This window comes from Mycetocola manganoxydans (assembly GCF_003667545.1).
GTDB classification, from domain to species: domain Bacteria; phylum Actinomycetota; class Actinomycetes; order Actinomycetales; family Microbacteriaceae; genus Mycetocola_A; species Mycetocola_A manganoxydans.
In genome coordinates this window covers 56,146-80,599 of the sequence record NZ_RCUV01000005.1, presented here as the reverse complement: position 1 = coordinate 80,599, position 24,454 = coordinate 56,146, and the positions used below count along the sequence as shown (strand labels likewise).

Genomic DNA, 24,454 nt, shown 5'->3' with positions numbered 1-24,454 from the left:
TCCTTCGTTCGGGTTCGACCCCAAGTTTAGGCATGCAGCCCCGCGGCTCCTACTCTCCTGGCTGGACGACGACAAGGAGGTCGCCCGCCTCCACCTGCTGGGTACCGGGGATGGCGAGTCGCTGGACGCGTCCGGCGACCGCCGTGGTGATCGCAGCTTCCATCTTCATCGCCTCGATGGATGCCACCGCATCACCGGCTGCGACGACGTCGCCTTCCTGCACCTTGAGCGTGACGACACCCGAGAACGGAGCAGCAACCTGCCCTGGCTTCGAGGTGTCCGCCTTCTCGACGACCTTCGACTCCACGGTGATGCTCTGGTCCCGGATGAACACGGGACGCAGCTGACCGTTGAGGGTCGTCATGACGGTGCGCATTCCCTTGTCATCCGGTTCACCGATCGCTTCGAGTCCCGCGTACAGCCGGACGCCCTTCGCGATCTCGATGACGTGCTCTTCGCCCGGCTCAAGTCCGTACAGGTAGTCGATGGTGTCGACGACGGACAGGTCGCCGTAGGTCTCACGCACCGTTTCGAATTGCTTCGTCGGGGCAGCGAACAACAGGCGGTTGAGCGTTGCCCGCCGGTCCGTCGCGCTGCCGTCGAGAAGCTTCTGGTCGTCGTCGCTGAGAGGCGCGACCTCGATGTTGATGTTCCTGCCGGCGAGAACCTTGCTGCGGAACGGCTCGGGCCAGCCGCCGGGCAGGTCGCCCAGCTCGCCGGCCATGAAGCCGACGACGGAGTCCGGGACGTCGTACTTGTCAGGGTTCGCGGCGAAGTCGGCAGGATCTGCCTTCACAGCGGCGAGGTACAGGGCGAGGTCGCCGACGACCTTCGACGACGGCGTGACCTTGGGAACTCGACCGAGGATGTTGTTCGCCGCGGCGTACATGTCCTCGATCAGCTCGAAGTGATCGGCGAGGCCGAGGGCGATCGCCTGCTGGCGCAGGTTCGACAGCTGGCCGCCCGGGATCTCGTGGCGGTAGACACGGCCGGTCGGCCCGGGAAGCCCGGATTCGAACGGCTTGTAGATGTGACGCACGGCTTCCCAGTACGGCTCGAGGTCGGTAACGGCCTGGAGCGAGAGTCCGGTGTCGCGTTCGGTGTGCGCGAGGGCGGCAACGAGGGCGGACGCCGATGGCTGGCTGGTGGTCCCGGACATCGGTGCGCTGGCGACGTCGACCGCGTCGGCACCGGCCTGGCTCGCGGCGAGCAACGTTGCGAGCTGACCGCCTGCCGTGTCATGGGTGTGCACGTGCACGGGGAGGTCGAACCGGTCGCGGAAGGCGGAGACGAGTCGTGCCGCCGCTGCCGGCCGGAGAAGCCCGGCCATGTCCTTGATCGCGAGGATGTGCGCGCCCGCTTCGACGATCTCGTCGGCGAGCTTGAGGTAGTAGTCGAGAGTGTAGAGGTCCTCGTTCGGATCGAGGAGATCCCCCGTGTAGCAAACGGCCACCTCGGCGACGGTCGTTCCGGTGGCGAGCACGGCGTCGATCGCCGGCCGCATCTGGTTGACGTCGTTGAGCGCGTCGAAGATGCGGAAGATGTCGACACCGCTGTCCGCTGCCTCGCGGACGAAAGCATCCGTCACCGCTGTCGGGTACGGCGTGTAGCCGACCGTGTTCCGGCCGCGGAGCAGCATCTGGATGTTGATGTTGGGCAGGGCTTCGCGCAGGCTCGACAGCCGCTCCCACGGGTCTTCGCCGAGGAACCGGAGGGCAACGTCATACGTGGCGCCTCCCCAGGCCTCGACCGAGAGGAGTTCAGGGGTGAGTCGTGCCACGTGCGGTGCAGCAGCGAGCAAGTCACGGGTACGCACGCGCGTCGCGAGCAGCGACTGGTGGGCATCGCGGAACGTCGTCTCGGTGACGGCGAGTGCTGTCTGCTCGCGGAGTGAGCGGGCAAATCCCTGCGGGCCCAGTTCGAGCAGACGCTGGCGTGCACCGGCGGGAGCGGGCTGGCTCAGGTCGATCTCGGGCAGCTTCTCGACCGGGTGGAAATTGGTCGGGCGCGGACCGTACGGCTGGTTCACGGTGACGTCGGCGAGCCAGTTCATGATCTTCGTACCCCGGTCCTTGGAGACCCGGCCCTGGACCAGCTGCGGGCGCTCGTCGATGAACGACGTGCTGAGGTCACCTGCGACGAACGACGGGTCTTCGAGAACGGCCTGGAGGAACGAGATGTTCGTTGAAACGCCGCGGATCCGGAACTCGGCGAGCCCGCGCTTTGCACGGGCAACGGCGGCCGGGAAGTCCCTGCCGCGGCAGGTCATCTTCGCGAGCATGGAGTCGAAGTGCGGGCTGATCTGTGCGCCGGGGTTGATCGTTCCGCCGTCGAGACGGATGCCGCCACCACCCGGTGAGCGGTAGGTCGTGATCTTGCCGGTGTCCGGGCGGAAGTTCTGTGACGGGTCCTCGGTCGTGATCCGGCACTGCAGGGCCGCGCCGTGGAGCTGGATCTGGTCCTGCGTGAGGCGCAGATCGGCGAGGCTCTCTCCAGCCGCGATGCGGATCTGGGCCTGGACGAGGTCGACGTCCGTGACTTCTTCTGTCACGGTGTGCTCGACCTGGATGCGCGGGTTCATCTCGATGAAGACGTGCTTGCCAGCACGCTCACCCGCGGTGTCGAGAAGGAACTCGACGGTACCGGCGTTGACATAGCCGATGGAGCGGGCGAAGGCGATGGCATCCCGGTACAGGTTCGCACGCAGCTCGTCGCTGATGTTCGGTGCTGGAGCGATCTCCACGACCTTCTGGTTACGGCGCTGCACCGAGCAGTCCCGCTCGAACAGGTGCACGGTTTCACCGTTGGCGTCTGCGAGGACCTGGACTTCGATGTGGCGGGGCCTGATCACGGCCTGCTCGAGGAACATGGTCGGGTCGCCGAAGGCGCTGTCTGCCTCACGCATGGCCTCGGCCAGGGCGGGGGCGAGCTCGTCCTTCGTGTTGACACGTCGCATCCCTCGTCCGCCGCCGCCGGCGACAGCCTTGGCGAACAGGGGGAAGCCGACATCGTCGGCGCCTGCGAGCAGTTCGTCGATGTCACGGGAGGCCGGGGTGGAGGCGAGGACGGGAACGCCCGCCTCGATCGCGTGGGTCTTTGCGGTGACCTTGTTGCCGGCCATCTTGAGCACGTCTGAGGTCGGACCGATGAAGGTGATGCCGTTCGCGGCGGCCTGCTCGGCCAGATCAGGGTTCTCGGAGAGGAACCCGTAACCGGGGTAGATGGCATCCGCCCCGGACTCGAGGGCGACGCGGATGATCTCCGCAACGTCGAGGTAGGCACGCACCGGGTGACCCGGTTCGCCGATCTGATAAGCCTCATCGGCTTTCAGCCTGTGCATGGAGTTGCGGTCTTCGAAGGGGAAGACGGCAACGGTTTTAGCCCCGAGTTCGTAAGCGGCGCGGAACGCGCGGATGGCGATTTCGCCTCGGTTGGCAACGAGAATTTTGTTGAACATGCAGACCTCTCTGGCAGCACAGCGCACAGGGAACAGTTAGGTTCTGCAAGCTTAGTGAAGGTAACGTATCTTCTTGTGCACGTACTCAGCGTCTCGAGCCTCAAGGGAGGCGTCGGGAAAACCACCGTCAGCCTTGGCCTGGCCTCCGCCGCGTTCGCCAAGGGCGTCCGTACCCTCGTCGTCGACCTCGACCCGCAATCAGACGTCTCGACCGGCATGGATATTTCTCTCGCCGGGCGCCTGAATGTCGCCGATGTCCTCGCTTCTCCCAAGGAAAAGACGGTGCGTCAGGCGATTGCGCCGAGCGGCTGGACGAAGACGCACCCCGGCACCATCGACGTGCTCATCGGGAGCCCGTCCGCCATCAACTTCGACGGTCCGCACCCCTCGATTCGCGACATCTGGAAGCTCGAAGAAGCTCTCGCCCACGTCGAGGACGACTATGACCTCGTTCTGATCGACTGTGCTCCTTCGCTCAACGCGCTCACCCGTACCGCCTGGGCGGCGAGCGACCGTGTCGTCGTCGTCACCGAACCCGGGCTGTTCTCCGTTGCCGCTGCAGACCGAGCCCTCCGGGCGATCGAGGAGATCCGGCGGGGCCTGAGCCCGCGCCTGCAGCCCCTCGGAATCGTCGTCAACCGGGTCCGGTCGCAGTCCATGGAGCACCAGTTCCGGATCAAGGAACTGCGCGACATGTTCGGTCCCCTCGTCCTCAGCCCCCAGCTGCCGGAGCGTACCTCGCTCCAGCAGGCTCAGGGCGCCGCGAAGCCGCTGCACATCTGGCCGGGAGACAGCGCCCAGGAGATGGCGTCGAACTTCGACCAGCTGCTCGACCGTGTGCTCCGCACCGGCCGCGTCGGCGAATACGCCGACGCCGCGAAGGCTGCACGGTAGTTTTTCGTCGGCTTGAGTTCTCCGGGGCTCGAGCTTTGGCTTTGGCTACCCGCCATTTCACCCGCTGCGGACCGATTCACTCGTCACGCCGGATGAATGCGTCCGGAGCGAGTGAATTCGCTGGCGGAGTGGGCGGAGAAACTCAGGCCGTGCGGGCGGCGCGACGAGCGGCGAGCTCGTCCATGGGGTCTGCAGCCTGAGAGTCGAACTCGATCAGGGTGGTTTCCACCTCGCGGAGAACCTTGCCGACGGCAATACCGAAGACGCCCTGGCCGCGGCTGACGAGGTCGATGACCTCATCGTCCGAGGTGCACAGGTAGACGCTGGCGCCGTCGGACATCAGCGTGGTCTGGGCGAGGTCGTTGACCCCGGATTCACGCAACTGGTTCACCGCGGTGCGAATCTGCTGGAGGGAGATCCCGGTGTCGAGCAGGCGCTTAACGAGCTTGAGCACGAGGATGTCACGGAAACCGTAGAGACGCTGCGACCCGGATCCGGCTGCACCGCGCACGGTGGGTTCGACGAGCCCGGTGCGTGCCCAGTAGTCGAGCTGGCGGTAGCTGATGCCTGCGGCACGCGCGGCGACAGCGCCCCGGTAGCCGGCCTGGTCGTCGAGTTCGGGCAGTCCGTCGGTGAACAGGAGACCCAGGTCATAGCGAGGACTGTCGTTGGCGGGGAATTCGCTCATCCGTGTGCTCCTCTTGGGTTTCGACTGCGGCGGTACCGCACAGTCCACGGTACCGAGGGCGGCGGGCTTCTACAACGACATCCGGCGGCGGGGGTCGGCGTGTCGGTTGGCCGTGATCATTCTGTGACAATCACGGCTGATGGTTCAGTCTAATCTCACGACGTCAATCGGCCCAGGGCGCTCCGCACCAGGCTGGCACGAATCACATCGAGCTGGCCGGCGATCTCGCCCGAGAGTTCGGCGGCGCGCGCACGGCTGGCCGCGTCCTTACGGCGGGCGATCGGGAGCAGGGCGCTCTCGATCATGCTGACCTCGCGTTCGGCGGTCGCCCGGTACCCACGAAGGTGACGCGGCTCGATGCCGCACTTCTTCAGCGCGACGAGTGAGCGCAGAACGGTGATGGCATCCTCACCGTAGTTGTCTGCCGGGGCGATGATCGACGCGGAGATCGCGTCGGACAGGAGGGCAGCACTCGCGCCCGACTCCCGGAGCACGTCTTCGCGCCGGTAACGCCTGCCTGCGGGGATGATCGTCGACAACTGGCCGTTGGACGGTGCGCCAGGCAGCGCCGGAGCCCGACCGGCGTCGATGTCCGCGAGGTGGCCACGGATGACCTTGAGAGGGAGATAGTGATCCCTCTGCATCGACAGGATCAGACGAAGCCGCTCAACGTCCTGCGGTGAAAACTTGCGGTAACCGGACTTCGTCCGCGACGGGGAGACGAGACCCTGCTCCTCGAGGAATCGCAGCTTCGAGTTGCTGAGTTCGGGGAACTCCTTGGCCAGCCGTGCGAGAACCTGCCCGATGCTGAGAAGCTGGGAGGCGGATGCCGACCTGCCGGGGTCGCGCTCGTCGTCGTTTCTGCGCGCTGCCTGGGCAGTCACGATCTAGGCGCCCGCGGGCGGCTGAAGGTCGTCCCTGGACGGGTAGAAGGTCAGACGAAACTTTCCGATCTGGACCTCGGCGCCGTCGCTCAAGGGTGCGTCGTCGATGCGCACACCCTCGAAGTAGGTGCCGTTCAGGGAATTGAGGTCCTTGACCTGGAACGAGACACCCGTGCGAACGAACTCGGCATGACGACGGGAGACCGTGACGTCGTCGAGGAAAATGTCTGCGTCGGGGTGGCGACCGGCGAGCGTCACGTCGGCATCGAGGAGGAATCGTGCCCCGCTGTTCGGGCCGCGCCGGACGATCAGCAACGCCGAGCCGCTAGGCAGGGCGGCAATCGCTTCCTGCTCTTCAGCGCTGATGTCGCTGTCGACGCTCGACAGGCTCGCGCCGAACTCCCGACTGAAATTCGCGGTTGTATCGTTCGGGGCACCACCGGTTGCATCGTTCTGCGCCGCTGGCTCGCGCAGATATGCCCGAGTGGGGGGATTCTGCTCGTTGGGATATGACACCTGGACCTCCTAGGTCTCCAGCGTATCTGAATCAGGCTGCGTCTGCCCCGTGCGTTTTCTCGACGCCTGCACTGTCTGCACGAGGTACAGCCCTCCTGCCCACCAGTACAGGGCAGCGCCGACGATGGCGAAGACCAGACCGAATGGCCGGGTGTACTCCATGGTGTCCGGGAAGGCCGCCGACAGCATGAGAAGTGGCAGGCCGATGAAGAGGCACGCGGTCGCCCACTTGCCCACCCAGTTCACGGGGAATGGGCCGTGACCCATCCGTGCAAGCCACCCCGCGAGGATCACGAGCATGACGTCCCTGGCGATGATAACGACGACGAGCCAGAGCGGAATGAGTTCACGCCAGCCGAGCCCCAGGAGAGCAGCAAAGATGTACAGCCGGTCCGCTGCCGGGTCGAGCAGCTGACCGAGCTTGGAGACCTGGTTGAGCCGTCTCGCCAGGAAACCGTCGAGGAAGTCGGTGACCCCGGACAGGGCGAGCACCGCGAGGGCGATGAGGTCCTGCCCTTCGACGAGCAGGATGAGGAACACGGGCACGAGCGCGAGGCGCAAAAAGCTCAGGATGTTCGGGACCGTCAGGATACGGTCGCTCGGTTCGACATCCTCCCGCTCATCCACACGCCCAGTCTAGGGAACGCCGTCCCTGTGGGCTGCAACGCCGCGCGGCGACCGGACAGTACGTCGCGTCTCCCCCAGTCAGAGGCACATGGACTTTCCCGCGCCCAGCACGACGTACCCTAGAGCCATGAGAACGACGCCACAGCCTCGCCGGCGACGCGACCGAGGCTCTGGCTCTCTTCTCCGACTGGTACTCGTCCGTGTCGGTCTCCCCGCTCTCGCCATCGCCATCGTCGCCAGTGTCGCGTTCGCGACGATCCCACGGCCTGCGGCCGGAACGAGCGCGGGCGCCGATGGCGGCCCGCCGATCGCGGCCGAACGGCAGTCCAGCCTCGTGCCGTTCGCCGACGCCCGCGACCGGCTCGCCGACGAGAACCGCCCGTTCGTCGTGACCGTCATCGGTGACTCCACCGGGGATGCGCCGGGCGAATGGGTTGATCTTGCCTTCCGCCAGCTCGCCGAGGAGACCGACCGCCCCCTGGTTCAGCATTCCTGGGACCTCGTCAACTCCTCCTACCTGCCCGCAGTCGAATCGAACGCCGACGCGGCATCCGCCCCGCTCATCGTGTGGAACGGATCGGCGAGCGGCAAGACCGGCGAATACTCTCTTGCACACTTCGACACCCTGGTGCCAGCACAGCCCGACCTGGTGATCTTCAACCACGGCCTCAACAATGTGCCGAAGCCGGCAGCGGTCGGCCCGCAGCTCACGGCTCTCGTCGCCGAGGTGGAGCGCTACTGGCCGGCAACGGCCGGGTTCGCTGCGATCCTCGAGAACCCGCGCTTCGACGCTTGGGCGGATGCGCATCGTGACGTCATCGACAATGTCACGTCCTGGCTGGGCGAACACTCGTCCGTTCGCAGCATCGACGTTCACTCCGCCTACCTCGCGGTCGAGCCCGAGGCGCTCCTGCTCCCCGATCTCCTGCACCCGAATCCCGCCGGGTCGGCCGTCACGGCTGCGACGGTCCTCGAGGCGCTTCGACGCTGAAGCTCAGCGACCCGCGCGCGGGTCGTGCATCAACAGGAGCCGGTGCGGCGCCTGAGGAACCACCCGCCATCCCACGGGAACCGCAGCGGCGAGTTCGGCGACACGGTGGCTGCGCCGAATGGAGAGCAATCCATCTTCCCGGATGAAGGTGCCTCTGAAGCGTCCGGCGGTGAATACCGAGTACAGCGCGTATGCGGTCGCCGAACGGCGGATGTCGCTGTGGACGACCCCCAATCGCGCCAGCTGTTCCGAGTCGGCCAGGACGGTACCGAGTTCGGTCGGGCCCAGGTGGTGCAGCACATGGTTCGAGAGAACAAAGTCGAATAGCCGCCCCTCATCCGCCAGGTCGCTGCTCGTGCCGAGCCGGTGGGTGTAGCCGTCGAGAGGTGCAAGCGTGGAGACATAGGCGGCGGCGCGTTCGTCCGGGTCGATCGCTGTGATCTCAAGACGCACGCCATCCCTGCGCGCCCAGCCGATCAGGGCGCGAGCGACATCGCCGCCGCCTGCTCCGATGTCGACGACGCTGTGCTCGGGTCCGGTGAAGTTCGGCCGCAACCGTTCGCGATAGGTACGGCGCCAGCCGGCAAGAAGGGCGTTGACGTGCGAGAAGGCGGCATAGGTCCGGAACAGCGCATCCCGGTCACACGCCGGATCGTCCATCAGTTCCACGAGGCCGGGGTCCCGTTCGCTCAGCGTCGACACCACCGGCGGTCGCCGTCCGCTCACGGACGCACTCGCGTGAACAGCCCGGTTTCGACGGTGAGTCCAGGACCGAACGCCATCGCGCACACGCGATCCGACCCTGAACCCTGCTCCTCGAGAAGATCCTTGAGGATGAACAGCACGGTGGCGCTCGACATGTTGCCGAAGTCCCTGAGGACTCGCCGTGATGCTTCGAGTTGTCTGTCGCTGAGGCCGAGTTTGGCCTCCACCTTGTCGAGGATGCTCCGTCCTCCCGGATGGATGGCCCACGAACGGATGCCTCCGGCCGGGTCGGCCGCGAGCTCCGGTTCGGGGGACAGCAGCGGCACGAGCGCACCCTCGATGTAGTTGTCGATGATTTTGGGAACGGCGGCGCTCAGCACCATGTCGAAGCCGGCGTCTCCGATCGTCCAGGCCATGTCCTTCTCCCCCACCGGGGTGAGTTCACTCGCGAGCCGGTCGATGACGAGTGACGGGGCATCCGCCGGGAGTTCCCGTGCAGTGACGATGGCGGCCGCGGCGCCGTCACCGAACACGGAGGATGCCACGATCTGGTCGGGGTCGTTCGACGACCGCACGTGGATGGTGCACACTTCGCAGGAGACGACGAGTACAACGGCGTCCGGATCTGCGCGGCAGAATGCAGCGGCCGCCCGAAGGGCAGGGAAAGCGGCATAACACCCCATGAATCCGATGTGGGTGCGCTGGACGGTCGTCGCCAGGCCCAGTTCCCGGACGAGCTCGAAGTCTGGTCCGGGCGCGTAGAACCCCGTGCAGGATGCGGTGACGACATGGGTCACGTCTGCCGGCCCGAGATCGGGGCACGCGTCGAGCGCCGCGCGGCCCGCTTCGACGAACATCGCTCCAGCACTCCGGATGTACACGTCGTTGCGCTCGCGTGTCGACGGTGAGAGGAGCGCGCCGGTTGCGCCGTCGAAGAATGTCCGTTCCCCGTCTCCATGCGCGCTGAAATCGTCGATGACGGTGTGCCGCGTTTCGATGCCCGATGCGTCGAACGCCGCTCCCACGAGTCGCTCCCCCAGGCGGGTCAGGCCGGGTTGTGTCACGAATATTCTCCGCGCGTCGACCTGCCGCAAAACGGTGGAAGGGACGGCTGTCTGGATGGAACGAACGTGCACGGGCATAGGTTTCACCTTAGACAGCGGTGCCGCCACGGAAGACACCCTTGCGCGTCGCGCCCGAAATGCACAGGCATCCGCCGGATGTATCAGCTCCTTGACCGATTGCAAGGCCTTGAGGCGGCAGGAGGGACCCGGTTGACTGGGGACACCCACCCTTTCAGGAAGGACTTTTCCATGTCGACAGCCACGGCAACCCGTGAACGGACCAGCAGTTCAGCCATCGGAGCGAAGACGACGAGGCGGCGCAAGCCCGAGGGCGGTTTCATCGCGTCGAAGGAACTCGCGGACTCGATGCAAAAGGTCCTCGTCGACCTCATCGAACTGCACGTGCAGGGCAAGCAGGCGCACTGGAACGTGGTCGGCCGCAATTTCCGTGACCTTCATCTCCAGCTTGACGAGGTCGTCGAGGCCGCGCGCGAGTTCTCTGACGAGGTTGCGGAACGGATGCGGGCACTGCACGCAACTCCGGACGGCCGCAGCGATTCCGTCGCGGCGACCACCACCCTTCCGGCCTTCCCTGCCGGAGAAGTGGACACGGCAAAAACGATCGATCTCATGACCGTGCGCATCGAAGCCGTCGTCGGTACGATGCGCGAGGTTCACGACTCGATCGACGAAGAGGACCCGACGACCGCCGACATCCTCCACGCGATCATCGCGAAGCTCGAGCAGTACGCCTGGATGATCAGCGCTGAAAACCGGACGCCGTCAAAGAACTGACCGGTTGAAGGTCAATCCGTCGAGACGGTCGCCATCACGTCGACGACCGCGATCGGGATGCCGGCTGTGATCAGCAGGTAAGCCGGCTCGAGGATTCCTTCGCCGCTGTTGGCCTCGAGCCAGTGCGGCGTACCGCTGGACATGGCCTCGGTGATCTCCTTGCGGACATCACCGAGGTCGCGGTTCGGGATCGTGTATTTGCTCCCGCCGTAGTGCAGCTCGATGCGCTTCACAGCTGGCCCCCTTCGGGAGAGCCGGTGCCCGAGGTGTTGGCCGGGGGCTCCGGCACGATCTGCAATCCGCCAGCCGAGTTGGACGATGCGCTCAGAGCGATGATCCATTCCCGGTTGAGCGCAGGAAGCCTGGACCCAAAGTACTTGTAATGCAGCGGGATGTTCGGGGCAAGCCAGATCGTGCTCCGACCGTCGCCGACAGCAGGATCGTCCTTCCAGCTGAAGTAGAAGGATTCCCCCCGCCGCAGCTTCGCACCGATCACGATCTGCAGATGGGCGAGCACGCGGTCGTCGAAGTCGACGGTCAGGGTCGAATCATAGAAGAGCTTGCCCATCGGGACCTTTCGCCAAGAGCCGTGCGAGTTCGAAGACACTCGCCATTCTGTACTTTAGCCCCCCGCACATGCATCAATCGGGGGTTGACTCTTTTCGGGGGCGAGACCTGCGCTGTGTCTTATCGACGGAACCGCCCTCACACAAGTCCCTTGAGCGAGAACAGCGACCGGAGGACAGTCGGAGGAATGAGACGACTTTTCTACTCCAGTGGATCCTTCCTGACCGGTGATCTCGTCGGCGACGCCGTTCTGCAGTATGCGCGCGCTCTTGCCGGCACGGGGGACGCCGATATCGTCTCTGTTCCCGCCCGCACCGATGACGGACTCAACGGCCTCGCGCACATTCTCGTCGGTCCTGCGAGCCAGATCTTCACGATGCCTGCGCCGTCGAACGGTGACGAGCCGTTCGACCGGGAGATCGTCGACGCGCTCAACGCCAAGAGTCACGCCCTCCAGCCCAGCCGCCCCGAGGCTGAGGCGCCCCGAACGGATGCGGTGGATCTCGACCTGGCGTGACAAAGGAGGCTGCGCCGTAGGATCGAGCAATGTCCTCATGGAATGAAGTCGCCGATCGGGTCTACCAGCGGCGTTACGATCCGCTCGACGTCTCGGTGTGTGTCGTCGCCGGGTCGGACGGTTTGCTTCTCGTCGACACGCGATGCAATCCGCGTGAGGCCGGCGAACTCGCCGCGGACGTCGCGGAACTGAGCTCCGCTCCGATCCGCTGGGTCGCGAATACCCATGCCCACTATGACCACAGCTTCGGCAACCAGGTCTTCCCGGACACGTCGATCTTCGGGCATCACCTCATCGCGAGGCACTTCGCCGAGTTCGAAGGTCCACGACTGGAGTCCTGGCTCGCTGCCCCCGAGTCTCAGCCGCACTATGACTGGCGTGATGTCCGGCTGACGCCTCCGACCGTCCCCGTCACCGACGTACTCTCACTCGATCTCGGCGACCGGCTCGTGCGGTTCCACCCCCTGCCGCCCGGTCACACCGACACCGACCTCATCGTCGAGATCCCGGATGCCGCGACCTGGCTCCTCGGCGACGTCGTCGAAGAATCCGGGCCGCCGATGTACGGTTCCGGCAGCTTCCCGCTCGGCTGGCCGGGAGTCCTCGACAACATCGCAGAGCTCATCGCACCGGGTGACGTGCTCGTCCCGGGCCACGGGCGCCCCGTCGACCGCGCGTTCCTCCTGGAGCAGGCGGCCGTCCTCCACATCGTCGCCGACGGCATCCGCTCGTCCTTCGACCAGTCGGAGCCGATCGAATCCGCCAGCGAACGCGTGGCGTCGATGTCCCGACTTCCGCTCGAGATCGTCGAGTCCGCGGTACTTCGCGGATACACCCAGCTGGCCGCGAGTGCGGGAGCATCCGAGTGACCGAACCGTTGTCGAGCGTGCGGGTGGACAGCTGGCTCTGGGCTGTGCGGATCTACAAGACCCGCTCGATGGCGACGACGGCCTGCCGCGCAGGGCACGTGCGGGTCGGCGGTGACCGGGTGAAAGCGTCGCAGGCGATCCGCGTCGGAGACGAGATCCGCGTGCGCGAAGGCGGTTTCGACCGCATCGTCGAGGTCAAACGCCTTGTCGTGAAGCGGGTGGGCGCGACGGTCGCCGCAGAATGCCTGATCGACAAGACCCCTCCTCCCCCGCCACGCGAGGAGGTCGCCCTCCGGCCGTTGCGGGACCGCGGCGCCGGCCGGCCGACGAAAAGGGAACGGCGCGACCTCGAGAAGCTCCGAGGCCGCGACACCGACGGTCGCGACCAGGAGTACTGAAACACGAGTTCGTTAGTCTGAGGGCGTGACTGACCTGTCGATCGACCTGCTGGAGCGGATTCGCTCGCGGGCACCCGGCTATGACCGGGAGAACCGTTTCTTCACCGAGGACCTCGACGAGTTGCGGGATGCTGGTTACCTCGCGCCGCAGTCCCTCGCCGAGGCCGTGCGGAACCAGAGACTTCTCGCTCGGTTCGCCCCGGCGACGGCGCTCGGGATCAACATGCACCATGTCGTTGTCGGTGTCGCGCGGGTTCTGCACGACCGGGGTGACTCCAGCCTCGACTGGATTCTCGACGACGCACGAAAAGGCGAACTTTTCGCTTTCGGCATCAGCGAAGCGGGCAACGACGAGGTTCTGTTCGACTCGCGCACGACAGCTGCGCCCGGGCCAGGTGGCTCGTTTGTGTTCACCGGTCGCAAGATCTTCACCTCCCTGTCCCCCGCGTGGACGCGACTGGGCATCTTCGGCCGGGACGACTCCGACCCCGACAATCCCACCCTTGTGCACGCCTATCTGACCAGGGACACCGAGGGACATCGCCCGGTCGGGTCCTGGGACCCTCTGGGTATGCGCGCCACCCAGAGTTTCTCCACCGAACTCGACGGAGCGCTCGTTCCCGCGGACCGCATTGCCCGGATCCTTCCGGTCGGCCCGAGCCCTGACCCGTATGTGTTCGGGATCTTCAGCAACTTCCTGCTTCTCATCGGTGCCGTGTATGCGGGAATCGGAGACCGTGCCCTCGCGCTGGGTGTCGAGGCAGCCGGACGGCGCACGTCCTGGAAGAACGGAGGACGCCCGTATTCGAGCGATCCCGACATCCGCTGGCAGCTCGCAGACGCCGCGATCGCCCTCGACTCCCTCGCACCCCAGCTCGACACGCTCGCCGCTGATGTCGACTCGCTCGCCGATCATGGAACCGCCTGGTTCCGCCTCCTCGTCGGCGCCAAGACCCGCGCCGTGGATGTCGCTCGAGGCGTTGTCGACACCGCTGTGCGCGTGTCCGGCGGGAGCTCCTACGACACCGGCAGCGAGTTGTCCCGGCTGTATCGCGATTGTCTCGCCGGGCTCTTCCACCCCAGCGACCCGGAGTCGGCGCACTCGACCGTGGCGACGAACCTGCTCGGCCCCGAGACGCGCTAGTCGACGTCTACTCCGTCAGTACCGACAGAACGTTGCCGGAGGGATCCCGGAACCACGCGATCGTCGGCCCGTTGTCGCGCATGATGCCCTTGTCGTCCGTCGGCAGGTTGGGGTCGTCGTAGATTTTCGTGACGACGCCCTTCCCGTTGAGCTCCTCGACGGCCACGTCGACGTCGGCGACGACGAAATTGAGGATCGTGAAGCTCGCCGGTGTGTGATCCTGCTTCGGGTATACGAGAACCTCAGCGCCTCCTGGAAGCACGAGCTGCAGCAGGCCCATGTCGTTCTCGGTCACGGTGAGACCAAGAATCTCGGTGTAGAACGCGCGCGCCTCATCGAGATCATGAACGCTGAAACCGCTGAAAGCGTGGACAGGGCTGAACATGACTTCCTCCTTCGGATTCGGAACCACTGATCACGATGGCACACGCATCGCGCACACGCGAGGGGGTAAATCATCCGGCCAAGGGGACGGCATCCGTCCTCTTGGCTATCTACTCTTGATCCACCACAACCGAAGACACACCCAGGGAGGAATCGTGGAGTGGAGAATTGAACTGATCTACGTGCCGGTGACCGATGTGGATCTCGCGAAAGCCTTTTATGCCGATCGCGTCGGGTTCGTCGTCGATCATGACGTGCGGGTGTCGGAAGAGGTCCGTTTCGTGCAATTGACCCCGCCGGGGTCCGCGTGCTCGATCGCTATCGGCGAAGGACTCACGGACATGGCGCCCGGTTCCCAGAACGGGATCCAGGTGGTCGTCCCCGACGCGGATGCCGCGAGGGCTCACCTTCTCGATCAAGGCATCGATGCGAGCGAGGTGGACGAACAGCCGTGGGGACGATTCGTCGGATTCGCCGACCCGGACGGCAACGCGTGGGTGTTGCAGCAGCTGCCGCCGCGCGAATGACATCCGTTCGCGCCGGTTCGGACGGTACGGGACGAGAACCCGCCGTTCCCGGTTCGGTTCGTCGTATTCAACCGGCCCGCGGCCGACGCCTTTCGTACCGCGCTGGAAGCATGACGGGCCCCGCTCGAGGGGCCTGATCCCCAGACACCGCCGGTGCAACCCCTTGACCGGGATTCGGCCGCGGTGCCAGTTTCGAGGACATGACTCGATTTGGATACACCCTCATGACCGAACAGTCCGGCCCACGGGAACTCGTCGGCTACGCCGTCGCTGCCGAGAACCAGGGCTTCGATTTCGAGGTCTGCAGCGACCACTACTCGCCATGGCTGACAGAGCAGGGTCACGCTCCGTACGCCTGGACGCTCCTCGGTGCGGTCGCGCAGGCTACGCAACGCGTGGACCTCGCGACCTATGTCACCTGCCCGACGCTCCGCTACCACCCGGCTGTGGTCGCCCAGAAGGCGGCAACACTGCAGTTGCTGTCTGAGGGACGCTTCCTGCTCGGCCTCGGCTCGGGCGAGAACCTCAACGAGCACGTCGTCGGCGCCGGCTGGCCGTCCGTCGATCTTCGCCAGGACATGCTCGAGGAGTCGGTGCACATCATCCGTGAACTGTTCACCGGGAACCTCGTCACGTGGGAGGGCGAGCACTTCCGGGTCGATTCGGCGCGGCTCTGGGACGTCCCCGACGGCGGGGTGCCCATCGGCATCGCGGTATCAGGAAGCAAGTCGATCGAACGGTTCGCCCCGCTCTCCGACCACTTCATCTCGACCGAGCCCGATGCGGACCTCGTAGGGGACTGGAAGAAGGCGCACGGCGGCGACACGGCATCCGCTCGCGTGATCGGCCAGATCCCGATCTGCTGGGACCCGGACAAGGACAGGGCGGTCGAGCGGGCACACGAGCAGTTCCGCTGGTTCGCGGGCGGCTGGGCGGTCAACGCCGACCTTCCGACGCCTGCCGGGTTCGCCGGTGCCTCTCAATTCGTCCGGCCGGAAGACGTGGCCGACCAGATCGTGTGCGGCCCCGACCTCGACGAGATCGCCGAGAGCGTCCGGCCGTTCATCGATGCCGGGTTCACCGACATCGCCCTGGTCCAGGTAGGCGACGAAGGTCAGGAGGACTTCCTGGCCGAGGCGGCCGCTCCCTTGCTCGAGCGGCTCCGGGCCCTGTAGGGCGTGGCGCTACGAGGGTGAACCCTGGTCCATCCACCACTCCGTGAACTCTCGCGCCCGGCCGCCGTCCCCGGGACGGATCACCCACAGGTTGCTGTACGTCCTGCCGTCGGTGTAGTCGGTCGCGCCCTGGACCACCCACAGGTCGTCGGTGATCACGAGGGGAAACCACTCGAAGGTGTGGTTGCCGGGTTCGTCCCTGCGTGCGAGCCACTGCGCGACGATCGCCTCATGACCGTGGAACGGTTCCGTCCAGGGTTCGTTGCGGAGCACGGCATCCTCGGTGAACAGAGCCCGGATGTCGGCTGGGTCGTTTGATTCCCATGCTCGTTCGTAGGCCTGCATCCACTGCGTCGTCGGATCCATCATGGAAGCAGGTTTACTCCGGTCGGCGCGCTCGAGCAACCACCGGTCACGCGGGAGGTGCGGCGCTGCGCGGGTGTAACGACACCCGCGCAACACCAACGACCAGCGTCCTCAGAGAGTCAGCCGAGAACGACGACCGAGTGGGCGGGGAGCGTCAGCCGCCCGTTTTCTACTTCGTCGACTCCGGCTCCGGTGGACGTGAATGCGGCGAGCTGCGCGCCTCCCCGCACCGGGATGCTCCGCTCAGCGTCGCTGAGGTTCAGCACGATCGAGCTGCTCCCGCGGTGAAGAACGAACCAGCGCTCGGTTTCGTCGAGTTGAACGCTCACCTGGCTGAAGCGAGGGTCGGTGAATTCGGGACGCTCACGGCGGAGTGCGGCGAGAGCCCGGTAGAACGCCAGCACACGCGCGTGGTCGCCGTGTTCAAGCTCGTCCCAGTGGAGCTTCGAGTTGGTGAACGTTGCCGGGTCCTGCGGGTCCGGAACCACTGCCGGGTCCCAGCCCATCCTGGCGAACTCGGCGATACGCCCCTCGGCTGTGGCCTTCCCGAGTTCGGGTTCCGGGTGGGACGTGAAGAATTGCCACGGTGTCGACGCCGCCCACTCCTCCCCCATGAACAGCATGGGGGTGAACGGGCCGAGGAGCGTGAGGGCAGCCGCGATGGCGAGCTGGCCGGGGCCGACCTGTGCCGCGAGCCGATCACCGACGGCACGGTTGCCGATCTGGTCGTGGTTCTGGTTGGCGACGACGAGACGCCAGGTGGGCATCCGTTCCGTGTCGATCGGGCGACCGTGGTTCCTGCCGCGGAAGCTCGAGTAGGTGCCGTCATGGAAGAAGCCGCGGGTGAGAACCTTCTCGAGGGCGGTGAGCGGTTCGAAGTCGGCGTAGTAGCCGGTCGTCTCTCCGCTGACAGCGACGTGAACGGCGTGGTGGAAGTCGTCGCTCCACTGCGCGTCGAGCCCGAATCCGTGTGCTTCACGCGGGGTGATGAGCCTGGGGTCGTTGAGGTCTGACTCGGCGATGAGGCTGAGCGGCCGGCCGACAGACGCGCTGAGGACCGCGACCTCGCTCGCGAGCTGTTCCAGCAGGTGCACGGCGCTGGAATCAACGAGCGCGTGGACGGCATCGAGCCGCAGCGCGTCGACGTGGTAGTCGCCGAGCCACATCAGGGCGTTGTCGACGATGTACCGGCGAACGGTGTCGGCATACTCGCTGTCGAGATTGAGCGACGAGCCCCACGTGTTCCCTGGGCCGTCGGTCAGGTAGGGGCCGAACTTGGGCAGGTAGTTACCGCTCGGTCCGAGGTGGTTGTGAACGACGTCCTGGATCACACCGATCCCGGCACGGTGGCAGGCGTCGACGAAGCGCTGGTAGCCCTCGGGTCCGCCGTACCCCTCGTGAACGGTGTACCAGAGAACACCGTCGTAGCCCCAGTTGTGCGTGCCGTTGAATCCGTTGACCGGAAGCACCTCGACGAAATCGACCCCGATGGAGGCAAGGTGGTCGAGCTTGGCTGCCGCGGCGTCGAAGGTTCCCTCGGGGGTGAACGTGCCGATGTGGAGTTCGTAGATGACTGCGCCGGCGAGCTGGCGGCCCGTCCACGCGGCATCCGACCACTGGAATCGGGTGGGGTCAACGAGTCTCGACAATCCGTGGACACCATCCGGCTGGCGCCGTGACCGCGGGTCGGGGAACGGCCCCTCGCCGTCGATGAGGAACCCATAACCGCTGTCGGGGCCTGGGTGCGCCCCTGTGCTCTCCCACCAGCCGCCGTCGGCGGGACGAAGCTCATGGCTGTCGTTCTCGATCACGAGCTCGACCCGAGTCGCTTCTGGTGCCCAGACACGGATGCTGTCGGTCATGTCAGTCCCCCATCATTCCGTGGTCATCGAAATCGTCGGCCACGAGGAGCGCGACCGGGTAGGTTGCCAGCAGGTCGGCGAGCCGCACCGCTCCGCCCGGATAGCGTTCGCCGGTGAGCGAATCGACCCAGCGCCGGCCGGCGAGCTCAATCGTGGTGTCGCCCCAGCCGCCTGCCGCTTCGAGGCCGAGCGGCAACCGGGTGGCTACCGTCACGGCATCTCCGCGGTCGAAAGCGAGGACGTGGTCGGCGGCGTCACCGTAGGCCGGAACAGGGAGGTACCGCGAGAACCACTCGGGGTGATCACGGCGAAGCCGGAGGGCACGGGAGGTGACGAGGAGCTTCGCCGCTCCGGTCTCGTCGATCTCAGGAAGCCAGCCGCGGTCGACCCGGGCGAGGTACTCCTTGCGCACGTCGAAGTCGACGTGGCGGCGATTGTCCGGGTCGACAAGAGACGTCTCCCACAGTTCGCTGCCCTGGTAGACGTCCGGCACACCCGGGGCGGTGAGCTGCACGAGTTTCGCTCCCAGCGAGTTCGACCAGCCGGCGCGCGCGACGCGCTGAACGAAGGTGCTGACCAGTTGCGACACCGTGTCATCGGTGAAGACCGCCGCGACCAGGTCGTGCATCTTCTTCTCGAATGCTTCATTCGGCTGGGTCCACATCGTGGAGGTCCCGGCTTCCCGCGCTGCCTTCTCCGCGTAGGCGTCGAGCCGCTCCTGCGAGATGGGCCAGGCGCCGATCACGGCCTCCCAGAGCAACTTCTCGAACGGACCATCCCCAAGGGGTGCGCGTTCGCGCAATTCGGCAAGCGTTGCCTCCCACTCCCCCGGAATCTCGGCGATAACCGCGATCCGCGCGCGAACGTCTTCACCACGTTTGGTGTCATGGGTCGACAGTGTGGTCATCGAAGCCGGGATCGACGCCTGGCGGTGCTGCTGCCGGCTGTGGAACTCGGCGACATCGATGGAGAACTCTCCCGGATCCGCGCCGACCTCGTTGAGCGAGGTCAAGCGGCTGAACCGGTAGAACGCCGTATCCTCGACACCCTTGGCCATGACCATTCCCGAGGTCTGCTGGAATCGGATGGCGGCGAGGTGATCGGGGTCGGAGAGCACGGGGACGAGCGCGTCGATCGTCGATGCGAGCTCCGGGCGACGGGCCGCTGCAGCCCGCGCCGCGTGATGCAGGTGCTCGATCCCGTATGGCAGGTAGGAGCGGTACACCGGGAAAGCGGCGAGCAGCTCAGCGATGGCATCGTCCGCATCCGTGATCTCGGGGACCAGCCGAGCGAGGCGCAGAACTTCGGACCGGAGGATGCCGTCGGCAATGTTGCGCTTGCTGGCGTAGATCATCTCGGGCCAGACCACCTCTATGTCGGCGGGCACCCCCTGGAGCCTGCCCTCGAGGTCGTCGAGCACAACCTGTCCGTCCGGGTCGACGAAGACCCGGTCGATGTCACCGAGCGCGTCATAGCCGGTCGTTCCGGCTGCGGCCCAGCTCGGCGGCATCTGCTCGTCGCCCTCGAGGATCTTCTCGACGAGGACGTAGGTCCCGCCTGTCGCCTGCTGAAGGGCGTCGAGGTAGCCGCCAGGGTCGGCGAGACCGTCGGGGTGATCGACACGCAATCCGTCGACGAGACCGTCCCGAACCCAACGCACGATTTCGGCGTGCGACTCGGCGAACACCCACGGCACTTCAACACGGATGCCGGCCAGGGTGTTGACGGCGAAGAACCGCCGGTAGTTCAGCTCGGCGTCCGCTCGGCGCCAGTTGACCAACTCGTAGTTCTGACGGTCATGGATCGTGCGAACGTCCGCCCCGTCGTCCGCGGTCCCGGGAGCGACAGGGAACGCATTGTCGTAATAGTGCAGTTGCCCGTCCACGAGGGTGAGCGAATCCAATTCGGTGTCACCATCCCCGAGCACCGGGATACGGATTTTACCTCCAGCAGCCTCCCAGTCGACGTCGAACGCCTCCGCAAAGCGCGACGCCTGGCCCAGGGTGAGAAGGTCCCACCACCAGGCGTTCAGTGACGGCGTCGCTACGCCCATGTGGTTCGGCACGATGTCCACGAGGACGCCGCGCCCGGCGGCGCGAGCAGCTTTCGACAGCGCCTCGAGCCCGGACGCTCCCCCGCGGACCGGGTCGATTCGTGAGTGGTCGACGACGTCGTAACCATGATCCGATCCGGATTCCGCGACGAGGAGAGGGGACAGGTAAACCCAGTCAGCACCGAGGGAGGTGACGTAATCGGTCAGTTCCGCGGCATCCGTCAGGGTGAGGCTCTCACGGATCTGGAGCCGGTAGGTCGAGAGCGGAAGTCTCATGACACTGCTCCGGGGCGCACCTCGACCGTGCTGGTGTTCTGGGATCCGCTGAGAACGGCGAGGGATGCTGCGACGGAGTGATCGGGCTCGGCCTCCGGAGCACTGTACGCGCGCATCACCATCATGGAGCGCGCAACGACCTTCTGCGCGGCGCCAGCCTCACGGGCTACGGAGTCCGCGCCCTCCCCGGCCGTGTCGACGACGATCTCCCACGCCGGGGAGTACTCCTCCGGAGGCAGGATGAATTCGGCGTCCTCATCGCCCGCGTTGAAGAACAGCAGGAAATTCACGTCGGTGATCCACTGGCCGCGGGAGTCACGCTCGCGGATGCCCTGGCCGTTGAAGAACACGCCGACGGTACGGGCGAGGTTCTCGTCCCAATCCTCCGGCTGCATCTCGGTGCCCTCGCTGGTGAGCCAGACGATGTCCGACAGCGGCTCTCCCTCGCCACGGCGTACCGGACGACCGTCGAAGAAGCGGCTCCTGCGGAACACCGGGTGTTCCTTGCGGAGCCGGGCGACTGCCGCAGTGAACTCGACGAGCGGAGCGTCGGCCTGGTCCCAGTGCACCCAGGTCAGTTCGTTGTCCTGTGCGTAGCCGTTGTTGTTACCCTGCTGGGTCCTGCCGAGTTCGTCTCCATGGAGGAGCATCGGCACGCCCTGCGACAGCAGCATGGTCGCGATGAAGTTGCGCTGCTGGCGCGCGCGGAGCCCCAGCACCTCGGGGTCATCGGTGTCACCTTCAACTCCGGAGTTCCACGACCGGTTGTGTGACTCACCGTCGTTGTTGTCTTCACCGTTCGCGTCATTGTGCTTCTCGTTGTACGAAACGAGGTCGCGCAGGGTGAACCCGTCGTGGGCGGTCACGAAGTTGATCGATGCGACCGGGCGCCGCCCCGAGTGCTCGTAGAGGTCGGCGGAGCCGGTCAGTCGTGACGCGAATTCTGCGAGCGTCGATGGTTCACCGCGCCAGAAGTCACGAACGGTGTCGCGGTACTTACCGTTCCACTCCGTCCACTGGGGCGGGAAGTTACCGACCTGGTACCCGCCGGGGCCGACATCCCACGGCTCCGCGATGAGCTTGACCTGCGACACGATCGGGTCCTGCTGCACGAGCTCGAAGAAAGTGGAGAGCCGGTCGACTTCGTACAAATCACGGGCCAGGGCGCTCGCAAGGTCGAAACGGAACCCGTCGACGTGCATCTCGGTCACCCAGTAACGCAGGGAGTCCATGATGAGCTGCAGCGAGTGCGGATGCCGCACGTTGAGGGTGTTTCCGGTGCCGGTGTAGTCGGTGTAGTACCGCTTGTCATCTTCCTCGAGCCGGTAGTAGGCCTCGTTGTCGAGTCCGCGGAACGAGAGCGTGGGGCCGAGGTGGTTTCCCTCCGCCGTGTGGTTGTACACAACGTCGAGGATGACCTCGATGCCCGCTTCGTGGAGCGAGCGAACCATGCCCTTGAACTCCTGCACCTGCTGGCCGTCCTGGCCAACCGAGGAGTAATCGCTGTGTGGTGCGAAGAATCCGATCGAGTTGTAACCCCAGTAGTTGCTGAGCCCCTGGTCGAGCAGGGTGGAGTCCTGGACGAACTGGTGAACGGGCATGAGTTCGATCGCCGTCACGCCGAGTTTGAGGAGGTGCTCGATCGTCGCGGGGTGTGCGATACCCGAGTATGTGCCGCGCTGGGCTTCGGGGATGGCTTCGTTGAGCTGCGTGAGGCCCTTGACGTGTGCTTCATAGATCACGGTCTGGCCGTACGGGGTGCGCGGGTGACGGTCGCCTGCCCAGTCGAAGAACGGGTTGACGACCACGCTGAGCATGGTGTGCGGGGCGGAGTCCTCGTCGTTGCGGGAATCCGGGTCGCCGAAGTTGTAGGAGAAGAGCGCCTGGCTCCAGTCGTTCGTCCCGCAGGTCGCTTTTGCGTATGGGTCGAGGAGAAGCTTGTTCGGGTTGGCGCGCTTGCCCTGGCTCGGGTCGTAATCGCCGTGCACCCGGTAGCCGTAGCGCTGCCCCGGCTGCACCTCGGGGAGATAACAGTGCCAGATGAACGCATCGACTTCGCGCAGTTCGATCCTGGTCTCGTCGAGGCCTTCTTCGCTGAACAGGCAGAGTTCGATTCTATGTGCGGCTTCGCTGTAAACGGCGAAGTTGGTTCCGCTTCCGTCGTACGTCGCACCGAGGGGGTAGGCACTTCCGGGCCAGGTTTCCATTGGTCTCCTTGTTTCAGCTGCGTTGCGCGAGATTCGCGCAGCGCAGGAACAAACTTACTTCGATGCGCCACGGTTGCCTTTTCGCCCGCCGCCTCTGGCTTTTTGCTGCCGCCGGTGATAGGCGGCAGACGTTGCCCTTGTGCCGGTGGGCGGTCAACGGTTTCATGGAAGCAACACCCCAGCGCGGCTCGGTCGGCGCTCTTGTTCGACCCCGCGTGAACTTTCGCCGACGAAGGAGGACACATGGCTCATCGAACAGACGCCCAGACGGAGAACGGCACACGGGATCCCCGCACGGAACAGGTTCGGGATTGGGCGGCTCTCTGGCGTCGGGACGGATCGTCGAGTGTCGTCCATGTGGATGCCGCCGCGTTGTTCGACGGCTCGGGACAGGACGCCGAGGCCCGGCGGGATACGATCAGGAACTCGCTGCGCACCGCCGGTGCTCCCGCTGCGGATTGCGAAGCCATCGACCGGATACTCGCTGAACCGACCGGCGTCGGGGGTCCGTGCTCCCGGTTCCTGGTCGCCACCGAGGGGGACGTGATCATCGACGAGATCCTCGCCGGGCCGATGACCTCCGCCGAATCGGTCGAGTACACCGCTGTGCCGAACCTGCTCCCCCTGCTTGTCGATCGAAAGAACGACGCGCTGTACCTCGTCGTCGAGGCAGCGCGGGAGGGAGGCGAGATCCACGCCTTCCGGGCGAGGCACACGGCGAGCCTGCATGACGAAGACATCCAGGGCCGCACCGACAGCCTCAACAAGGTGCAGGCGGGCGGCTGGTCGCACAGCCGCTACCAGCACCACTCGGAGGAGATCTGGCGTCAGAACCAGAACCAGCTCGCCAGTGCGGTTGACACTCTCGTTCGGGAGCTGCGCCCCCGCCTGCTCGTCCTCGCCGGCGACGTTCGAGCGGTACAACTCCTCTCGGACGAGCTCGCCCCGGCATCGCGGGAGATCGCGTCGACCGTCCCCACGCACGTCAGGGCAGCAGGGTCCTCACGCGACGCCCTCAACGACCACGTGGCCGCCCGGCTGACCGAGCTGCGGGCCAAGGACGAACAGGCTGCCGTCGACAGGCTCTCCGCCGGCGACTTCGAGAACGGAGCGGTCGGTGTCGGAGCGGTCATCCATGCCCTTCAGCAGGGGCAGGTGGAGAAGATGCTCATCGACCTCGATGCGATCGGCGATCGTTCGCTTTTCGCGCTCGCGTCCGAGCCGTGGGTGGCGTCAGCGCCGGAGGAAGCGCTCGGAGCCGCTGTTCTCGGTTCAGTGCCCGCTGCTCTGGCACTGTCCCGTGCAGCACTCGTCGCCGATTCACGGTTGATGTTCGTGGACACCGGTCGACTCCCCGAGCGCGCTGGGGTGGCCGCCGTACTCCGCTGGCCAACCGGTCCCGCTGTTCCCGGCACCCCTCGATGGACACCGCGCCCCTGACCGGGGCGCAAGCCATCGCCGAAAGGAGTGCCGATCCCCTACTGTGGC

Annotated in this window: 24 protein-coding genes; 10 read left to right on the top strand and 14 right to left on the bottom strand. The window is 65.8% G+C overall.

Annotated elements, in window-relative coordinates; all coding sequences use genetic code 11:
- Nucleotides 1–49 precede the first annotated feature (49 nt).
- Nucleotides 50–3,457 carry a pyruvate carboxylase gene (locus tag D9V29_RS04335; RefSeq protein ID WP_121672107.1) on the bottom strand — a complete coding sequence of 1,136 codons (3,408 nt, stop codon included), beginning with the start codon at nucleotides 3,455–3,457 and terminating at the stop codon, nucleotides 50–52.
- Nucleotides 3,458–3,532: 75 nt separating this feature from the next.
- Here D9V29_RS04335 and D9V29_RS04330 point away from each other — a divergent pair, with 75 nt between their 5' ends.
- The gene (locus D9V29_RS04330; protein WP_121672106.1) at nucleotides 3,533–4,351 is read left to right on the top strand and encodes a ParA family protein; all 819 of its coding nucleotides are present in this window, start codon (nucleotides 3,533–3,535) and stop codon (nucleotides 4,349–4,351) included.
- 142 nt (nucleotides 4,352–4,493) lie between these two features.
- On the opposite strand, the gene D9V29_RS04325 is transcribed toward D9V29_RS04330, so the two are convergent.
- The 4 genes from D9V29_RS04325 to pgsA all read right to left on the bottom strand — a co-directional run bounded on the left by D9V29_RS04325 (nucleotide 4,494) and on the right by pgsA (nucleotide 7,066).
- Complete coding sequence (locus tag D9V29_RS04325; protein WP_121672105.1) at nucleotides 4,494–5,039, bottom strand: MerR family transcriptional regulator; 546 nt, start codon at nucleotides 5,037–5,039, stop codon at nucleotides 4,494–4,496.
- Between the two features lie 155 nt (nucleotides 5,040–5,194).
- Nucleotides 5,195–5,923 (bottom strand): transcriptional regulator FtsR, encoded by a 729-nt coding sequence (gene ftsR, locus D9V29_RS04320; protein ID WP_121672104.1) that lies wholly within the window; start codon nucleotides 5,921–5,923, stop codon nucleotides 5,195–5,197.
- Between the two features lie 3 nt (nucleotides 5,924–5,926).
- Nucleotides 5,927–6,397 carry an FHA domain-containing protein gene (locus tag D9V29_RS04315; protein WP_121672323.1) on the bottom strand — a complete coding sequence of 157 codons (471 nt, stop codon included), beginning with the start codon at nucleotides 6,395–6,397 and terminating at the stop codon, nucleotides 5,927–5,929.
- 51 nt (nucleotides 6,398–6,448) lie between these two features.
- A complete protein-coding gene (gene pgsA / locus D9V29_RS04310; RefSeq protein ID WP_229790359.1) occupies nucleotides 6,449–7,066 on the bottom strand; it encodes a CDP-diacylglycerol--glycerol-3-phosphate 3-phosphatidyltransferase in 618 nt (205 codons plus the stop codon).
- A 127-nt stretch (nucleotides 7,067–7,193) separates the two neighbouring features.
- On the opposite strand from pgsA, the gene D9V29_RS04305 reads away from it, so the two are divergent.
- The gene (locus tag D9V29_RS04305) at nucleotides 7,194–8,057 is read left to right on the top strand and encodes an SGNH/GDSL hydrolase family protein (RefSeq protein WP_183084910.1); all 864 of its coding nucleotides are present in this window, start codon (nucleotides 7,194–7,196) and stop codon (nucleotides 8,055–8,057) included.
- Nucleotides 8,058–8,060: 3 nt separating this feature from the next.
- Here the strand turns inward: D9V29_RS04305 and D9V29_RS04300 are convergent, their stop codons facing one another.
- Both D9V29_RS04300 and D9V29_RS04295 read right to left on the bottom strand, forming a co-directional pair.
- Entirely contained in the window at nucleotides 8,061–8,783 is a 723-nt protein-coding gene (locus D9V29_RS04300) for a methyltransferase domain-containing protein (RefSeq protein ID WP_229790360.1), read from the bottom strand.
- Complete coding sequence (locus D9V29_RS04295) at nucleotides 8,780–9,826, bottom strand: type III polyketide synthase (RefSeq protein WP_229790361.1); 1,047 nt, start codon at nucleotides 9,824–9,826, stop codon at nucleotides 8,780–8,782. Before D9V29_RS04295 ends, D9V29_RS04300 begins: the two co-directional genes overlap by 4 nt.
- A 249-nt stretch (nucleotides 9,827–10,075) precedes the next feature.
- Here D9V29_RS04295 and D9V29_RS04290 point away from each other — a divergent pair, with 249 nt between their 5' ends.
- Nucleotides 10,076–10,621 carry a Dps family protein gene (locus D9V29_RS04290; protein WP_121672101.1) on the top strand — a complete coding sequence of 182 codons (546 nt, stop codon included), beginning with the start codon at nucleotides 10,076–10,078 and terminating at the stop codon, nucleotides 10,619–10,621.
- Between the two features lie 11 nt (nucleotides 10,622–10,632).
- Here D9V29_RS04290 and D9V29_RS04285 read toward each other — a convergent pair whose 3' ends face one another.
- Both D9V29_RS04285 and D9V29_RS04280 read right to left on the bottom strand, forming a co-directional pair.
- On the bottom strand, nucleotides 10,633–10,854 hold the full coding sequence (locus D9V29_RS04285; protein ID WP_121672100.1) for a hypothetical protein: 222 nt from the start codon (nucleotides 10,852–10,854) through the stop codon (nucleotides 10,633–10,635).
- Nucleotides 10,851–11,189, bottom strand: coding sequence for a DUF7882 family protein (locus D9V29_RS04280; RefSeq protein ID WP_121672099.1), 339 nt, complete (start codon nucleotides 11,187–11,189; stop codon nucleotides 10,851–10,853). Before D9V29_RS04280 ends, D9V29_RS04285 begins: the two co-directional genes overlap by 4 nt.
- 186 nt (nucleotides 11,190–11,375) lie before the next feature.
- Between D9V29_RS04280 and D9V29_RS04275 the strand changes: the two genes are divergently transcribed.
- From D9V29_RS04275 to D9V29_RS04260, 4 genes are read left to right on the top strand one after another with little or no spacing between them, the layout of a single operon-like run.
- Nucleotides 11,376–11,705, top strand: coding sequence for a hypothetical protein (locus D9V29_RS04275; RefSeq protein WP_121672098.1), 330 nt, complete (start codon nucleotides 11,376–11,378; stop codon nucleotides 11,703–11,705).
- 29 nt (nucleotides 11,706–11,734) lie between these two features.
- The gene (locus tag D9V29_RS04270; RefSeq protein ID WP_121672097.1) at nucleotides 11,735–12,574 is read left to right on the top strand and encodes an MBL fold metallo-hydrolase; all 840 of its coding nucleotides are present in this window, start codon (nucleotides 11,735–11,737) and stop codon (nucleotides 12,572–12,574) included.
- Nucleotides 12,571–12,972: an Hsp15 family ribosome-associated heat shock protein gene (locus D9V29_RS04265; RefSeq protein WP_183084909.1), complete on the top strand. Its 402-nt coding sequence runs from the start codon at nucleotides 12,571–12,573 to the stop codon at nucleotides 12,970–12,972. The genes D9V29_RS04270 and D9V29_RS04265 overlap by 4 nt, the downstream gene beginning before the upstream one ends.
- Before the next feature lie 25 nt (nucleotides 12,973–12,997).
- Entirely contained in the window at nucleotides 12,998–14,116 is a 1,119-nt protein-coding gene (locus D9V29_RS04260) for an acyl-CoA dehydrogenase family protein (RefSeq protein ID WP_121672095.1), read from the top strand.
- Nucleotides 14,117–14,123: 7 nt separating this feature from the next.
- Here the strand turns inward: D9V29_RS04260 and D9V29_RS04255 are convergent, their stop codons facing one another.
- Nucleotides 14,124–14,501, bottom strand: coding sequence for a VOC family protein (locus tag D9V29_RS04255; RefSeq protein ID WP_121672094.1), 378 nt, complete (start codon nucleotides 14,499–14,501; stop codon nucleotides 14,124–14,126).
- Nucleotides 14,502–14,655: 154 nt separating this feature from the next.
- On the opposite strand from D9V29_RS04255, the gene D9V29_RS04250 reads away from it, so the two are divergent.
- Nucleotides 14,656–15,027 carry a VOC family protein gene (locus D9V29_RS04250; protein WP_183084908.1) on the top strand — a complete coding sequence of 124 codons (372 nt, stop codon included), beginning with the start codon at nucleotides 14,656–14,658 and terminating at the stop codon, nucleotides 15,025–15,027.
- 200 nt (nucleotides 15,028–15,227) lie between these two features.
- Nucleotides 15,228–16,202: an LLM class F420-dependent oxidoreductase gene (locus D9V29_RS04245; protein WP_121672092.1), complete on the top strand. Its 975-nt coding sequence runs from the start codon at nucleotides 15,228–15,230 to the stop codon at nucleotides 16,200–16,202.
- Nucleotides 16,203–16,211: 9 nt separating this feature from the next.
- Here D9V29_RS04245 and D9V29_RS04240 read toward each other — a convergent pair whose 3' ends face one another.
- The 4 genes from D9V29_RS04240 to glgX form a co-directional block, all read right to left on the bottom strand.
- A complete protein-coding gene (locus tag D9V29_RS04240; RefSeq protein WP_121672091.1) occupies nucleotides 16,212–16,571 on the bottom strand; it encodes a nuclear transport factor 2 family protein in 360 nt (119 codons plus the stop codon).
- A 116-nt stretch (nucleotides 16,572–16,687) separates the two neighbouring features.
- Nucleotides 16,688–18,430 carry a malto-oligosyltrehalose trehalohydrolase gene (gene treZ, locus D9V29_RS04235; protein WP_121672090.1) on the bottom strand — a complete coding sequence of 581 codons (1,743 nt, stop codon included), beginning with the start codon at nucleotides 18,428–18,430 and terminating at the stop codon, nucleotides 16,688–16,690.
- Nucleotide 18,431: 1 nt separating this feature from the next.
- On the bottom strand, nucleotides 18,432–20,759 hold the full coding sequence (gene treY / locus D9V29_RS04230; RefSeq protein WP_121672089.1) for a malto-oligosyltrehalose synthase: 2,328 nt from the start codon (nucleotides 20,757–20,759) through the stop codon (nucleotides 18,432–18,434).
- Complete coding sequence (gene glgX, locus D9V29_RS04225) at nucleotides 20,756–22,966, bottom strand: glycogen debranching protein GlgX (RefSeq protein WP_121672088.1); 2,211 nt, start codon at nucleotides 22,964–22,966, stop codon at nucleotides 20,756–20,758. Before glgX ends, treY begins: the two co-directional genes overlap by 4 nt.
- A 243-nt stretch (nucleotides 22,967–23,209) precedes the next feature.
- Here glgX and D9V29_RS04220 point away from each other — a divergent pair, with 243 nt between their 5' ends.
- Entirely contained in the window at nucleotides 23,210–24,406 is a 1,197-nt protein-coding gene (locus D9V29_RS04220; RefSeq protein ID WP_121672087.1) for a baeRF2 domain-containing protein, read from the top strand.
- Nucleotides 24,407–24,454 lie beyond the last annotated feature (48 nt).